This window comes from Leptospira perolatii (assembly GCF_002811875.1).
Lineage (GTDB): Bacteria > Spirochaetota > Leptospiria > Leptospirales > Leptospiraceae > Leptospira_B > Leptospira_B perolatii.
This window is the reverse complement of record NZ_NPDZ01000001.1, coordinates 39,953-54,844: the sequence shown is the minus strand read 5'-3', so window position 1 is coordinate 54,844 and position 14,892 is coordinate 39,953. Positions and strand designations below refer to the sequence as shown.

General features: G+C 41.7%; 12 protein-coding genes. 6 read left to right on the top strand and 6 right to left on the bottom strand.

Features of this window, described 5'->3' with window-relative positions:
• Window positions 1-124: 124 nt before the first annotated feature.
• From CH373_RS00255 to CH373_RS00245, 3 genes are read left to right on the top strand one after another with little or no spacing between them, the layout of a single operon-like run.
• Window positions 125-1,687 (top strand): HEAT repeat domain-containing protein, encoded by a 1,563-nt coding sequence (locus CH373_RS00255; protein WP_243393193.1) that lies wholly within the window; start codon window positions 125-127, stop codon window positions 1,685-1,687.
• Between the two features lie 18 nt (window positions 1,688-1,705).
• Window positions 1,706-2,758, top strand: a complete 1,053-nt coding sequence (locus tag CH373_RS00250; RefSeq protein WP_100711947.1) for an LIC_10091 family lipoprotein — start codon at window positions 1,706-1,708, stop codon at window positions 2,756-2,758.
• Window positions 2,755-3,624 carry an MBL fold metallo-hydrolase gene (locus tag CH373_RS00245; RefSeq protein WP_165778748.1) on the top strand — a complete coding sequence of 290 codons (870 nt, stop codon included), beginning with the start codon at window positions 2,755-2,757 and terminating at the stop codon, window positions 3,622-3,624. The genes CH373_RS00250 and CH373_RS00245 overlap by 4 nt, the downstream gene beginning before the upstream one ends.
• 111 nt (window positions 3,625-3,735) lie before the next feature.
• Here CH373_RS00245 and CH373_RS00240 read toward each other — a convergent pair whose 3' ends face one another.
• The 5 genes from CH373_RS00240 to CH373_RS00220 all read right to left on the bottom strand — a co-directional run bounded on the left by CH373_RS00240 (window position 3,736) and on the right by CH373_RS00220 (window position 9,463).
• Entirely contained in the window at window positions 3,736-5,793 is a 2,058-nt protein-coding gene (locus CH373_RS00240) for an AMP-dependent synthetase/ligase (RefSeq protein ID WP_100711945.1), read from the bottom strand.
• Between the two features lie 210 nt (window positions 5,794-6,003).
• Window positions 6,004-6,294: a hypothetical protein gene (locus tag CH373_RS00235; protein ID WP_100711944.1), complete on the bottom strand. Its 291-nt coding sequence runs from the start codon at window positions 6,292-6,294 to the stop codon at window positions 6,004-6,006.
• Between the two features lie 82 nt (window positions 6,295-6,376).
• Window positions 6,377-7,036: a leucyl/phenylalanyl-tRNA--protein transferase gene (aat, locus tag CH373_RS00230; protein ID WP_165778769.1), complete on the bottom strand. Its 660-nt coding sequence runs from the start codon at window positions 7,034-7,036 to the stop codon at window positions 6,377-6,379.
• A 37-nt stretch (window positions 7,037-7,073) separates the two neighbouring features.
• Complete coding sequence (thpR, locus tag CH373_RS00225) at window positions 7,074-7,610, bottom strand: RNA 2',3'-cyclic phosphodiesterase (RefSeq protein ID WP_100711942.1); 537 nt, start codon at window positions 7,608-7,610, stop codon at window positions 7,074-7,076.
• Entirely contained in the window at window positions 7,607-9,463 is a 1,857-nt protein-coding gene (locus tag CH373_RS00220) for a bifunctional chorismate-binding protein/class IV aminotransferase (RefSeq protein ID WP_100711941.1), read from the bottom strand. Before CH373_RS00220 ends, thpR begins: the two co-directional genes overlap by 4 nt.
• Before the next feature lie 54 nt (window positions 9,464-9,517).
• Between CH373_RS00220 and CH373_RS00215 the strand changes: the two genes are divergently transcribed.
• The 3 genes from CH373_RS00215 (at window position 9,518) to CH373_RS00205 (ending at window position 13,333) form a co-directional block, all read left to right on the top strand.
• Entirely contained in the window at window positions 9,518-11,668 is a 2,151-nt protein-coding gene (locus tag CH373_RS00215) for an MASE1 domain-containing protein (RefSeq protein WP_100711940.1), read from the top strand.
• A gap of 55 nt (window positions 11,669-11,723) precedes the next feature.
• Window positions 11,724-12,353, top strand: a complete 630-nt coding sequence (locus CH373_RS00210; RefSeq protein ID WP_100712524.1) for a TetR/AcrR family transcriptional regulator — start codon at window positions 11,724-11,726, stop codon at window positions 12,351-12,353.
• A gap of 83 nt (window positions 12,354-12,436) precedes the next feature.
• Window positions 12,437-13,333: a hypothetical protein gene (locus CH373_RS00205; protein WP_100711939.1), complete on the top strand. Its 897-nt coding sequence runs from the start codon at window positions 12,437-12,439 to the stop codon at window positions 13,331-13,333.
• 38 nt (window positions 13,334-13,371) lie between these two features.
• Here CH373_RS00205 and CH373_RS00200 read toward each other — a convergent pair whose 3' ends face one another.
• The gene (locus tag CH373_RS00200) at window positions 13,372-14,871 is read right to left on the bottom strand and encodes a PLP-dependent transferase (RefSeq protein ID WP_100712523.1); all 1,500 of its coding nucleotides are present in this window, start codon (window positions 14,869-14,871) and stop codon (window positions 13,372-13,374) included.
• Between the last annotated feature and the right edge of the window lie 21 nt (window positions 14,872-14,892).

Sequence of the window (14,892 nt, the reverse complement as noted above, 5' to 3'; positions counted from 1 at the left end):
AAAGGGTACCACCGCTGACGCTCCGGCCCCCACCCATAAGGGTGGGGCCTTTTCACTGAAAAGTGCAAAGTCGCGATTTGGAAAAAATCGACTCGATCCGCTTTTTCTTCTGTGCAGGAATTTTTTGAAACAGGCAGCAGCCATCTCAATGCTGGGCAGCGTATTTTTTTTATCGAGTTGCGGAGGTCCTCCTAAACCTACTACAGCTCCTGAAGTGATCGAGGCAGATCCGCTTACGATCGAACAGTTGGAGACTGATCTTAGGAGCGGAATCCCGCAACAAAAGGCACAAGCAATCTTGGAACTTGCGGACCGAGGCGAAAGGAAATACATTCCGATCGCACGTAAGTTTCTCAAAGAAGAACGTGATTCCGCGGTAAAATCTTCCGCGGCAATTGCATTAGGAGTTTATAAAGATGCTATTTCCCTGTCTCCCATTTTGGATTTACTTCAGAAAGGTTCCGAAGTCGAAGTAAGTACGGTTTTGGAAGCTGTCGCAAGAATGGAAAGCCCGGGCGCAGCCTCAAGGATTCTTTTTTTGTTAAACGACGAAGACGACACCATTCGAATGTTAACTGTCGATACTTTAATTCGGATCCATGCACAATCGGTAGGATCTAAAGTTTTATCTGCGGCCAAAGAAAATAAGGACCCAAGGAAATCTAAGGACTACGTAGTCGCAATCGGTAAACTTAGAATTAAAGACGGAGAAGATTATTTGCTCGGACTGGCTTCTCTATCCGATCCAGGACCAACACTCGCCGCAATCTATCTCGCATTAGGAAGGATCGGAAGCAAAAAAGGAACTCCTCTTTTAGCTAAGGCTGTTTCTGGGGATTTTGATAAAGGAAGGGAGAATGCTGTAATCGCGCTGGTGGAAGCAAAGGATGCCAATGCGATTCCTCTTATGTTTCCGCTTTTGTCCTATAGCGATAGAGAAATTCGTTACAGGGCTGCAGATGTACTGATCGGTATTCCTTCTACACTTACAGGACCAAAACTTCTCTCGATTTTGAATTCAGAATCTCTGGAGTCCAAGGGACCTGCAGCACATGTTTTAGGGTTGATCAAATATTTACCTGCCCGGACAAGCATTGAGGCTGCGCTACTTAACTCGCTAGTCCCCGATCGGGAGATCATTGCACAAGCCCTGGGCCACCTCGGAGATAAAAGAAGTTTGGCAATTCTTTACCGAGTGATAAAGGAAAATTCGGGCGAGGCCAAATACGGCGCAGCTTGGGCGTTAGGTGGGATCGGCTCTGAAGAGGCGCTTCCAGTATTAGAGCAAGCCTTAAACTCGAATGACAGAAAATTGGCAAGAATCTCTGCCGAAAGCCTGGGTATGATTGCTTCACCAAAATCACTAAGCATGCTGGATCAAAAAACTCACGAATTTCCAGAATTGGCACCAAGTACTCTAAGCGCAATTTCATCTGTCCCCGGAGTCGAATCTCGGAGAATTTTAGAGAAGTACGCTGAAAGCGAGGATATAAATCTACACCAGTTTGCTGTTACTCAACTTGGCGCTCGGAAGGAAAGAGAAAGCTTAGAGGTTCTGATCAAACTTTTGGATGATGAAAAAGGACCGCGGAATCGGAAACTCATCACTGCCGCTTTGCGTTCTATTACTGGAAAAAGGTTTTTTTCTAAGAACGAATGGATGAACTGGTATAAAAATAGAAATTAATCTTTCTCGCTGAATCCGATGCACAATCTTATACGTTTTCTCAATTTTCCCAACCTCCTATTTTTTCTTTTTGTTTGCTCTCTTTCTTGTATTACGGCTCCGCCTAAGGACAAATCCTTCGTTTCACCTCTAGAAGAAAATGAGCTGCAAATTTTGCGCAGCGTTCCTGAAGAAAATTTTGAAGAGAAAAACTTACACGGAAGACATTATCCGGCTTCGAATGAACTTCGTATTGATCTATTTCGGGATTCGGTGCGGGATCTAAAAGGAGGATATATTGGAGTAGGGACAGATCAAAACTTCACTTTCATAGCTTGGGCAAAAAGTGATGTCGCTTGGCTCGTTGATTTTGATCCGATCGTATGTTATATAAATAGGATTCACTTATTTTTTTTGAAGAAGAGCGAAACTCCCGAGGAGTATCGAGCTCTTTGGGAAAGAAACAACTTTCGCTCCTCATTTGAACTTCTAAAATCAGAATTTGGTAAAAACAAAGATTGGAAATGGTATGAAAGTGCTTGGATAGAAGCCTTTCGCGGAAAATCCGATGTTCCAACACGTTGGATCGAGCTAGACAGACATAAAACTAAATTTGGACTAATCACTTATATCCACAATTTAGAAGAATACAAGTATATAAGAAATCTTGCATTAAACGATCGAATCCAAATCAGAAAGGCCGACTTAAATTCTATCGGTACAATCCGAGAAATTGCTGCGGCTATGTCAAAAATTGGCGTTCCCTTTCGAGTCCTTTATCTTTCTAACGCTGAAGAATACTTTGTGTACCCGGATGCATTCCGCGAGAATATGATTTCTCTTCCTTTTGACATTGGTGGTGTGCTGCTCCGGACGATCCAAAACCGAACTAAAGAAGTCTATGGATTTCCAGACGGAGAAAAGTATCCTGAAAAATATCCCTTACACTATAACGTGCAATCGGTCCAGACTTACAAGCTTTGGATGGAGTCTGATCGGAGGTTCTACGTAACGCAGATATTGGATCACAGACAATCTTTGCAAAAAGGATTTTCGACAATGACCCTGCCGCCGTGGGAAGTGTTTCCTTGAGAGAGATTTCACTGCTTATTTTACCGATCCTTTGTTTAAGTATATTCAAATTTTCTTGTGCATCTTCTTCCGTACTGCCAAAAACTGTAACTTTGCAAGGGCAGAATTCAAAACAGAAAATTTCTTTTAAAGATGGTTTATACGCGGTTCTTTACGGAAGGAAAGATTATCCAAATTCTCTTACCATTTCCGAAGAAGACGAGGGTAGATCTGAGATCGTATTTCTATTTTATCTAGTAAAATTTCAGAGTAAGATCTTATTAATCGACACTGGAATCTCTTCAAAGGAGCTCCAACAAAAGTTCGGAATGAAGGACTGGGAGGGACCGTTAACACTTTTGCATAGAATCGGTTTGGATGCAAGTGGAGTGACCGATGTGATTATTACTCATTTTCACTTTGATCATGCAGGAGGGATCGATCTTTTTCCGAAGGCTAATTTTCATATCACTCCTGAAGATTGGAAAACTTTGAAATCTGTAAATTGGTTTCCGATGCAAAAATCAAAGTTGGAAAAAATCGAAAAATCGGGCAGACTTCAACTGGTAAATCAAAGTAAAGAGGTCTTCCCTGGATTTCGAATGATCCTAACTGGTGGTCACACTTCAGGATCTCTCGCTGTAGAATGGGACAAGGGAAATAGAGAGAGAATACTGATTACAGGAGATGAATGCTACTGGATAGATCAGTGTAAAAAAGGAGCAGGTTTACCGAGTAGTGTCACATTTTCAAAAAAAAGAAATTTAGAATTTGTACATTACGCAGAGATTTTGGGTTCAGAAGGAACAAAGATTCTTACATTACACGATCCTGCGGTTCTGGAGGGTGCAGTTGAAGTTGCTCCCAGGATATTCTTTATTCCCTAAACTAAAATATTAATTCAATATTCTGAAAAATAAAAAAGCCCTCGGTTTCCCAAGGGCTTTGATAAAACACAGATAAAGTATTAATATTTACTAATATATCACCAGTAAATCTTACTTATAAGCTTTATCTATCTGCTTCTTGTATTTCTCGGTGATCACATGCCGTTTCATCTTTAGCAGGTTAGTTAACTCGTCACCCACTTCGAACGGTTTCGGGGCAATGATCACATGTTGGATCAATTCAAAAGATTTGAATCCTGTTTTTGTGCTATTGTACTCTCGAATCTCTTTTCTATAGAAATCGATTACCTTAGCTTCGTGTATAATATCCTTAATATCTTTGGCGGAAATCCCGTTTTCGGCGAGCCACGGCTTCAGCATGTCCATATCCGGAACAATAATCGCTCCCAAAACTTTCTGATCTTGTCCAAATACCATTGACTGTTTGATATAAGGTGATTCGTCCATTTTGTTTTCTATCGGTACAGGTTCTACGTTTTCTCCACCAAGAAGAACTACCGTATCTTTAGCTCTTCCTGTTAGAGTTAAGGTTTTCTTAAAGTTGATGAATCCTATATCACCCGTATTCATCCAACCGTCATGTAGTGCTTTCTTGGTAGCATCAGGGTTTTTATAGTAACCCTTCATTACTTGAGGTCCTTTTACATGTACGACACCTTTTTCACCAAGCTTTCCAGCAAGAAGTTCGCCCTTATCGTTGATATGCGTTAGAACTTTTCCGTTATCGTCTTTGATTTCAAGCTCGGACTTTGGAACCAGATAACCAACGGACCCGATAATCGGATGCGTATAGTGTCTGACGGAAATTACCGGAGCAGTTTCGGTCATCCCGTATCCTTCCAAAACCAATAAGCCGATATCGTTGAAGAAGTTATCTACATGTCGCTGGAGTGCTCCACCACCGGACAAAGTCCCGCGTAATCTACCACCTGTTGCTTGTCTAATCTTCGCTAATACAATTGCATCGAGAGTCTTGTAATTGAAAATTAGGCCTAATATCGCGATCGTCAGTAATACTTCCGAAACTACAGGAATATTGGGCATATACATCTTCAGATAACTATATCCGATAAACGAAACTGCAGAAACCGTGAACGGTCCAGTCAGGAAAAATACGAAAATCGATTTGATTGCCATTCCGAGTGACTGGAAGATATTTCTGTTTTCGTAATCTACTTCTCGGTTACTTAGAAAGCGAACAGCCGCTTTGTAATTTTTGGAGAAGAAATATGCTAGATTAAACAGAAATTTCCTGACCGCAGGGGTCTGCTTCGGATCGTTAATCCTGTTGTAGATTCCTGTATAGATACTTTCCCAAACTCTCGGAGCGGATGCCATGAAAGATGGGCGAGCTTTTGCAAGGTCATTTCTCAGGTCGGCTACTTTCGTATAGTAAGTCGCTACACCAAGTGAAATTGCAGAATACTCGCAAACTCTTTCGAATATATGCCAAATCGGTAATATAGAAAGCATCGTGTCGTTAGGACGCAATACTTGCTTTGGCAGGATAAGAGGAACCACATGCTCAACCTGGTGAGTCATGTTGGAGTGCATGAGCATTACACCCTTTGGCATTCCTGTCGTTCCGGAAGTATAGATGAGAGTGAACAAATCGTCTGGCTTGATTGCATCGATTCTTTTCTGAGCTTTATGAGAACCTTTGGCTCGTAGTTCCTTTCCTTTTTCGAGCAAGTCATAAAGGTGAAGGACGCCTTTGGTTTTTACCTTGCTGTCCTTATCCATGATAATGATTGTATCTACTTTCTTTATCTTGGATTTATTCTTATGAACCTTTTCGTACATTTTGTCGTTTTCGACAAATACGACAGAAGCTTCGGAGTGATTTAGAATATGATCCATCTCTGTGTCGGTCACATCTGTTCCTCTAGGAACGTTTGCAGCGCCTGCTAAGATCACACCTGCATCCACAATAATCCACTCGAGTCTGTTATCAGCAAGTACACCTATGTGTTCTCTTGCCTTAACGCCCAAGTCGATGAGGGCCTCTGCTAGGGAGAGTCCCATTTCAGTAAGTTGTTTAAAACTGGTGGCTTTGTATTCTTTTGACTCGTCTTTCGACCAAAAGGCTGGCCGGTCCCCATAGGCTTCTGCAGCCTTCAGGTACATGTCCGCTAAATTTTTATACATTCGATTTCTTCCTTTATGAAGAAGGATTAGGCTAAGCTTATAGAAAAAGCCGACTCACGCTATTGCAGAACGCCTTAGCGTCAAGAAAATTTTGGAGATCAAAGTAGATGGGTGCAGTGCAAAATTAAGAATGGTTACTGAATATAAACATTCTGTGAAATGAAATCCGCCCAATTGCTCAGGCGGAAGGAATGATAAGGATCAATTCGTTTATTGTTCTTCGCCTGCGCCACCTTCTTCAGAAGTGCTTGGTGCTGGTTGAGTTCCTTCAGGCTGCGTTTCCTTTTTCTCTTTTTTGCTAGATTTTTTGGACTTTTTCTTAGCTTTCTTTTTGCCCTTTTTCTTTTTCTTGCCTTTCTTCTCAGGTTTAGTATCGGATCCTGAATCCTGAGTTTGGGCCGGCTCGTCCCCGGAGGATTCTTGAGCGCTGATTCCGGTGAATCCGAAGAGAGCGATTGCGGTTACGAGTAGCGAAGCTAATATCCTTTTGAATAGGGTCATAACATTTTACCTGCGTTAAGGAGATTTTATGGCCGTAATTTATTGATCGCTAAAGGTAAATCAAATCGAATTTATGATTCGATTAAATTTCCAAAGTAGGTGCTTTCCATCGATCTGGAGAGAGCACTGCCTTAGCTAATCTGTCCAAAAACTTTTGCTTCGGAATTTCGTAAGCTCCTAGTCCAAGAGTTACAGGGTTGAGTTGCTGAGTATCGAATAAGGTGAAGCCATCTTTCCGCAAAGCTTCAAATAAATGGTGTAAGGCGATTTTTCCGAAATCAGGTAAAAAAGAGAACATTGATTCACCGGCAAAAAACTTTCCGATAGCAACTCCGTAGACGCCTCCTCCGAGTCGGCCGTTAGAATCCCAAACTTCTATACTATGCGCGTAACCATCTCTGTGAAATTTTAAAAAGCCACTTATGAACGTATCGGTAATCCAAGTTGGTTCGTTCGGTCTATATGCGCAGCATCGGACTACTTGTTCAAACGCACGATTGAAAGTGACCGTATAGCTTTGCTGCCGTATCTTTCGCTTAACCCTGGAGCTTAAATGAAGAATATTTAAATCGAAGATCGCACGAGGGTCTAAGCAAAACCAAAGAAGTGGATTATCCGCCCAAGGGAAAATTCCGTGCGTATAAGCATAGAGTAATCGGTCCGTATTTAGGTCCCCGCCTATTCCGACGACTTCATCTTTCGTAGTCCTCGGATTGGCAAAGAAATTCGAATAGTCTCGAATTACCTGAGTATATGAATCTTCCTTTCTAAACTCCATATTATGCCTTATTAGGAAACGATTCCTCGATTCTGTACATTTGACCGTTCGGGCCAGACCTACTTGAATAGACGTGAAATTCTTGTGCGGGAATTCCAATCTCTACAAAATCGCGAAATTCTTCCATATAAGATACTACTTTATCCATCGGAACGTCTTTGAATCGGCCTATAGTAATATGTGGTTTATAGTTCTTGCCTTCAATAGTAAAGCCTAGACGACGTAATCCGCTATCAATTGTTTTTTGCAGCTCCAGTAACTCAGGTGCAGGTTCCACATCTATATACAAAATCGAAGGAGATTTCTTTTTAATAAACCACTCAATGCCTTTTAAGTTAAATGAAAAAGGTCGAAACTGAATAGTGGAACAAAACTCAGATAGGGATTCTCTCCGGATTTCGGGCAGTTCACCTAAAAAGACCAGAGTCAGGTGTAAGTTCTCTGCTGGAACCCATTTGATCCCCGGAAGTCCGTAGCAAATTCCTGCGATCGACTCCCTTACTTCTTCTGGTAAAGAAATGCCTACGAATATTCTCATTCAAAATCCACTCTTGTGACCACCCGAATTCCTCTTAGAGAGTTTGTGAGAATTATCTTTTCCGCCTTTAGTAGATCGTCGACCGTAAACTCAGATTCTTTGCACTTAAGCTTCCGAATTAACCTGCTCCTAAAAATACCAGGGAGTAATCCAGCTGAGACAGGAGGAGTGATCCACTCTCCGTCTTTCCGAATAAAAATTGAATGAATGCTTCCTTCCGTAATTTTCTCGAGCTCATTCGTGTACAGAACATCCAAGTATCCTTTCTTGGTCGCGTGTCCATATTCTAGATCGAATCGACCTCGGAGAGAAGTTTTATGACGCAGAAAAAAATCAGCTGAGGATACTTTCTTTTGGGAGAAAATTGCCGGTCCCTCTTTTGGTCCTTTACTGAAAGGCAATATTTCGGATTTTAAGGTTCCGATATTGTTCAAAATTAAGCGAACTCGAAGCGCTTGGTTTGACTCGAAGTTTGCGGATTTTTGAAAGATTTCTTGTATCACTGAATTCCAAACTTTTTCGTTTATCGGAAATCCAAGCTCGATTGCAGAATCGAATATTCTCTTTTTATGATCTTTTAAAAAGTAAATAACACCGCGTTTAAACAGCATCGTCGCAAATATATAAAATTCGTTTCGTTTGGAGTTGGGTGAATCGATCAAGAATTTTGCCTTGGACCAACATTCATTCCATTCCTCCTCCGCATCTGAGTCGATTGTAATTCCGGAGCCAATTCCCATTCGGCCTTTACGCGGTCCGCAAGATTGACTGGACTCCTTGAACTCGAGCGTGCGAATCGCGATCGAAACCGTTTCGAAATCTTTGGAGAGAAAACAAATAGCACCCGTATAAACTCCTCTATCCGTCTCTAGTTGCGAAATGATTTCAGTAGCTCTTTTTTTCGGAGCTCCAGTAATCGAGCCACCGGGAAAAAGGGACTGAACAATTTCTAACCAATTTGTTTTCTCCTTTAGGACAGAGCGGACTTCGCTTATCATTTGAAATACGGTTTCGTAAGATTCTACGAAAAAAAGTCTGGGAACTTCTACGCTTCCCGGAATCGAGATTTTACCTAAATCATTTCGTAAAAGATCGGTGATCATTAGATTCTCTGCTTTATCTTTGGGAGAATTAGTAAGTTCGGATCTTAGTTGATCGTCCTCAGACTCATTCTTTCCTCTAGGTCTGGTTCCCTTCATCGGCAAAGTTCGAATTTGGTTTTTGTCTCTTTGCCAAAATAATTCCGGAGAAAAAGACATTAGGTTCCATACATTTTGATCAGAAGTTTCTGCTCCAGTTCGGATCCAAGCTTCGTAAGGAACTTTCTGGTTTTTTCTAAGTTCAAAGAAAAGACTTCCAAGAGAACCATTTTGAGTCAGCTTTATTGGAAACGTGTAATTGATCTGATAAACGTCACCTGATCTAAGATAGTCCTGAATTTTTTGAATCGAGTTTTTAAAACCGTCTTTATTCTGAATATCTTCACATTGTAAAAAATAGCCTTGGTTTTTATATAAGAACTCCCAGTTCTCCAATTCCTGGTCGCTTAACAGTTTGTATTGCGAGAATACTGCGAACCAAACGTAAGGCACTTCTGGAATCTTGTGAGATTCTTCAGTCAAACTGGCTGATCCTGCAAAAGCCTGATGCGAATCATAGGAAATCCAACCTGCCGCGAGTAGCCCCTGGTCAATTTTACTTTGAATTATTTGTAAGATATTTGGTATTTCATCCAGTCGAAAGGAACTATACACTTCTTCTGGGAAAATTAGGATCGGACGAGCTTCCTTTGAAAAACCTCTGCCTAGATACAGAAAAGGCTGGAAATGTTCGATGTCCTCCTTAGGATTCATATTCAGTTGGTTCCAATTGCACTTTTCGGAAAGTCCCCGGATTCATAAAGCGAAATGAATTTTTCTCCGACTTCCAATCCACCTAGGCTTAAATATTTAATTCGCCAATTCTCACTCTTTTTGCTGGTTGCGCTCGTCTACTTTTTACTCGGTCGAATCGGGCACTATACCGCTGCATTTTCGGGGTATGCCTCTCCTGTCTGGCCCGCCTCGGGCTGGGCTCTCGCAACAGCGATTCTCTTCGGACGGATTTCCATACCCGGAATCTTCCTTGGCTCATTTCTCTATAATATTTCGATCAAATGGGATCTGATAGAATTTAGTCCTTTTTCTCCTTATATTCAAGTCGCAACCATCATTGGTTTGGGGAGCTCCCTCCAGGCTTTGCTCGGCAGCATATTTTATCCTAAGTTAGTACCGAACCTGGATCCCTCGGAAAAAACCTCCTACGTAGTTCGGTTTCTTTGGTTGGAAACCATCATTTGCACAACAAGTCCTAGTGTGGCAAACTGTGGGCTCTACGGATTAGGCGTTATTCCTTTTGAAATGGTCGGGAGTACTTGGACCTTTTGGTGGTTAGGAGATGTGCTGGGAGTAATCTTATATTTCCCTTTCTTTCTCTCCTGGATGAAGCCGGACTTATCAAAGTCTTACGATCATCATTGGAAAGAGAGCTTACCCGTAATTTTACTTCTTTTGCTTTTTTCCGGAGTGATCTTCAATATTTTCCGATGGAATTCGGTTCGAGTCGAGTATCCGATTACGTATCTGCTCATGACTTTGGTTATTTGGGCTTCTTTGCGATTTAATATCCGAGAATCTTCACTGGCACTTATGTTGATCGCATCAATTGCAATCGTAGATGCTATTCAGGGTTCGAGTCAATTCAGAGCTCCTTCTAAAGAACTTTCTTTGTTACTTCTGCAAAGTTTCTTATCCGCAATCTCCATCACTTCTTTGCTGGTTCTTTCCGTCGTGAGAGAGAGAAAAGGAGCTGAAGAAAGATTGAAAGCTTCTCATAAAGAATTGGAAGAGATGGTAGCAGAGAGAACTACAGAGTTGACTCTATCTAACAATTCTCTCGGAACCAGCGAGGCGCGTTACCGCGGATTATTTGAGAACGTCCCGACCGCAATCTTTGAATGCAATTATACAAAAGTAAAGAAGCTCTTGGATCGGGTTCCCGATATGGGAAAAAAGGAATTCTATAAGTATCTTAGAGAAAATCCGGATTTTATAAACGAGTGTTATCGTGCAATCCAAGTAGTAGACGCGAATAGAGAGTCTTTGCGGCTTTTCCGCGCACCATCCAAGGAAGTTGTCTTAAAATTGTCTCGAGAGCTGTTTAGTCTTGGAAACATGGATGACTTTAAGGAAGTTTTATATGCGGTAAGATTCGGTGCAACAATATTAGAAAAAGATGCTACAATCACCGCCTTAGATGGAAGCCGTCCAGAGGTTACGATTAGATGGTGTCTGCCTCCGGAATTTTCGGAGACCTTCTCTTCGGTTATCATTTCTGCGGTAGAAATCACAGAAAAGAAAAACACTGAAAGGCAGTTAAAAGCTTCCCTTAAAGAAAAGGAAGTTATGTTGAAAGAGATTCACCATAGGGTAAAAAATAATCTCCAGGTAATCTCAAGTCTGTTTAGTTTGCAGTCAGAGTATGTGAATGATCCGGATATACATGACGCTTTTGTTGAGAGCCAAAGTAGAATACAGACTATGGCTTTGATACACGATGAGTTGTACCAGTCCAAAGATTTGGGACAGATCGAATTTTTGGGTTACGCAAACCGACTTATCGAAAAAATCAAAACCGCTTATTCGATCGGAGAAGAGATATTTATTTCTTTGGAAGGAGATAAGGTCGAAATGGAAGTCAACCAAGCGATTCCGTTAGGTTTGGCACTCAACGAGTTACTATCCAATTGTTTTAAGTATGCATTTCCGCCAAACTTCAAGCCGGTTCGGGAGCATTCTAGAATTACGGTAGGAATTCACGAAACAGGAAATTCCATTTTGGTCGAGGTTGCAGATAACGGAATCGGTCTCTCAAACGATTTAGATCCTTTGGAAACTCCTTCTTTTGGGCTTACGCTCGTACAGGTCCTCACAAAGCAGTTAAAAGGCAGACTTGATTTCTCTAGCATGGAAGGCCGAGGAACCAGTTTCAAAATTAGATTTCCGAAAGTTCCCCCCTGATAAATTAAAAATTTCTTGCGTTTGAAGAAAGGATTTTATCTCAATGAAAGCGCAAATGAAAGTAAAGGCACCAAGTCCCTTAGCAAACAGAGCAGAAGCTAGAAGAGAACAAATTTTGGAAGCTGCACTAGATGTTTTTTCCGAAAAAGGATTTCATGATGCCGGCATTGCGGACATTGCTGGGAAACTGAACATCGGACACGGAACCTGCTATCGGTACTTTAAAAACAAGTTGGATATCCTACACGCACTAGTGGATAAAATTTTGGCAGGCCTAATCGCACTAGTCAGAGAAGAAAACCCGGATAAATCAAACTCGCTGGAAGAGTACAGACAGCAAATTGTTCGCATAGGTGAAAAACTTTTCATTCTATTCGGAAAAGATCCTAGGCAGGGTAAAATTGTTTTTTTCGAAGCGATGAGCCTGGATGATGCGGTTCAGAGGAAAATTCGACTGGCAATCGACAGAAGCGCCAAGCTTACGGAGCTTTATCTCAAGAACGGAGTGACGAAAGGGTTTTTGAGATCAGATCTAGATACTCGCGTTGCCTCCCAGGCAATCAATGCAGTCATGTTTGAAGGAATCCGAATCGGCCTTGCATCGAGTTTGGATGAGAAATTTGCCAGAAGATGGATGGAGGAAGTACCTAAGCTAATGCTGCAGGGAATGGGTACAAAAAAGTAGTTTCTTGGGATTTTTTTGTTGCATAAAACTGAATGACGTGTCATTCTTTATATAGGTAGTTCGATTCGGAGGTTAGATTCGAAATGGTACAAGTGGACGTATTCTGGTCATATGGCTTGGGAGCCGGCTATGCGATGGCAGCTGCCCGCCAAATTCGTAAATTACAAGAGGACGGAAAGGGATCTGGTTCGATTCAATCCGTTTCAAAAGAAAAGGGCGATGTTCCTTTTTGGAAAAATACTTACTTCATTACAAATTTGTTATATTTGGCCCTACTATTCGCGCCATCCGGTTTATACCTGGTCTGGCAATTTACTAGTTGGGAAACAATGCATGTTGGAGACAAAGGAATGCCTGGTTGGCTGGTTGCTCTTTTCGGAATGACCAATGTCTCTCAAGGTATTTTAGGTTTTTGGGTAGTCTGGAAGCTATTGAAGGCCGGAAAGTCTTATTTAGCTTATTTGCAAGTGCCTCTGGCTTACTTTGGAATGTTTTTTATACTGGTTCATGGCTGGGATGGAACTGGTTACCAAAGATTCTTTTCGCCGACTGCAGAAGATTTTCAGAATAATTGGACCTGGGCAACCGCGGGTAAATGGTTTTCCTCTGACGTTGCAATTACCCTTGATGCGATGGGCGTGATTCTGATTCCTACTTTGATCGTGTCGATGTTGAAATTCTTACAAGAAGGTTGGAGCACTTCCTCTTCCAAAGAGTTTCCAACCGTTTCAAATCCTTCTAGCGCAACCGCTGTAATCGCTTTCTTGGCTACGGTGTTTGTAGGAACTCTCGGATTAGTAATCGTTTCAAGCGTTGTAATTCATCAAACAGGATGGATTTTAGGCTCGATCGTTTCTATAGGTATTATATATCTGTTCGGCGTAAGTAAGTTCGGTATCTTTCCGGTACTTTATAAAAAAATAATGCAAATTCCCGCCGAATCCGCCGCTCCTGCCGGCAAAATACGCACTTCTCCCTGAACCGGAGGAGCATCCGATCCAAATTTTTTGGCTCTGGCTTAACCCAGAGCCTTTTTGTATTCTTCGATTAACAATTCAGAATCTTCGCAACCGACCGAAATTCGAACAAGATTCGGGTCCAATCCAAGTTCCGATAGCATTCCGCGACCAGATTCAGTGGAAACCAACTCGTAATGCGCCAAATACATATAGAGCATATTCAGCGTAAATTCGGTGCCAAAGCTAGGTCCTTTAAGAAGGGCAAGCGAGTCATAGAATTGTTCTATTGGCACGCCTGGTTCGATAGTGATTACCCCACAATGTAGATTCGGATCTCGGGCTATTTTCGAAAAGTTGCCATGATTTTCTTCGGATCCACTCCAATGTACCGCATTGATCTTGGGATGAGAATCAAAGAATTTCGCTAAAACCGCTGCATTTCTACCGATTCTTTGCACTCTTTCTTTATAGCCGTCGATTTCGAAAGCCATTCTTTCTAAATCTCTAATATAAGGTTTCTCTAAAAATTCGGCACTTTGATTCTTTAGATCAGCAAAATAAGGGGAGGATGGATTCAGGATTAACGCACCCATCATCGTGTCCGCATTTCCTGATGCGAATTTGGTTAGACTCTCTACGATTACGTCCGCAAAAGGCGACAAATCCACGACTGCCGAGCCGGCTACAGAAACATCCGCGATCAATGGAATTCCGTACTTTCCTAGTATCTTCTTTAGCTCAGGATAGTCGGGAACTTGTATCAATGGATTCGTAGGGGACTCAGTAAGAATCGCAGCGACTCTATCTCCGTTTTCCTCGAGAAATTTTGAGAGTTCTTGGAGATCGACCACGTCATGAAAAATGTGAGAGCCCTGGGAGTATTTTTCTAAGATTCGGATATTGTCCACATAGAGCCAACCGAGTCTGAGCCAAATATCTTTGCCCTTTTTTCTCCGAACTTGGTCGAGCACACGAAAAGATGCGTAAACTGCATTCATACCGGAGGTACTAAGGGATACTTCTACCCCTTTGCCTTCATAAAGATCGCTTAATATTTTTATAATATGCGACTCTGCTCCCTGATGGATGGCTTCTTCTTTATAGATGGAGGGAACCAATCCTTTCTTGAATAGAAAATCCTCAGCTTTCCTGGAAGAAACCAAGCAACCTGTATGCTGAATAAAGCTGAGTACTTTAGATTCCTTTTCAGGATCTCGATCGAATACTAGAGTTACTATGCCTTCGTCTTCTAGGATCTGGGACCCGCGAAGTTCAAAAAGTTCTATGATTTGATTCGCTACTTTTTGAGAATTTACGATTACCTGAGGGCCTTCGATTCCTTTTTGCTCTCGGTTGTAATCTAAGATTTTTTCTACAAATGCATGTGCTATAAAACGAGGATATCCTGCTTTTAATCGAGAGAGAGTTTCGACTCTTTTTTCCTCGTAGCCGATTACGTCTTGGACTTTTGGCAGGCTCATGGAAACCGCGTGTACGTTTGAGTAAGGAATTCGTTCGCCGCAAATTGTGCGAAATGGCTCTGCTACCTCTTTTAGAATTTTGCTCATTATTTTAAGCCA

Excerpts from the sequence above, each read along its gene's own strand:
- CH373_RS00220 (WP_100711941.1), bottom strand. The coding sequence starts at position 9,463 with ATGAATCCTAAGGAGGACATCGAACATTTCCAGCCTTTTCTGTATCTA.
- CH373_RS00240 (WP_100711945.1), bottom strand. The coding sequence starts at position 5,793 with ATGTATAAAAATTTAGCGGACATGTACCTGAAGGCTGCAGAAGCCTAT.
- CH373_RS00250 (WP_100711947.1), top strand. The coding sequence starts at position 1,706 with ATGCACAATCTTATACGTTTTCTCAATTTTCCCAACCTCCTATTTTTT.
- CH373_RS00235 (WP_100711944.1), bottom strand. The coding sequence starts at position 6,294 with ATGACCCTATTCAAAAGGATATTAGCTTCGCTACTCGTAACCGCAATC.
- thpR (WP_100711942.1), bottom strand. The coding sequence starts at position 7,610 with ATGAGAATATTCGTAGGCATTTCTTTACCAGAAGAAGTAAGGGAGTCG.
- CH373_RS00205 (WP_100711939.1), top strand. The coding sequence starts at position 12,437 with ATGGTACAAGTGGACGTATTCTGGTCATATGGCTTGGGAGCCGGCTAT.
- CH373_RS00210 (WP_100712524.1), top strand. The coding sequence starts at position 11,724 with ATGAAAGTAAAGGCACCAAGTCCCTTAGCAAACAGAGCAGAAGCTAGA.
- CH373_RS00215 (WP_100711940.1), top strand. The coding sequence starts at position 9,518 with ATGAATTTTTCTCCGACTTCCAATCCACCTAGGCTTAAATATTTAATT.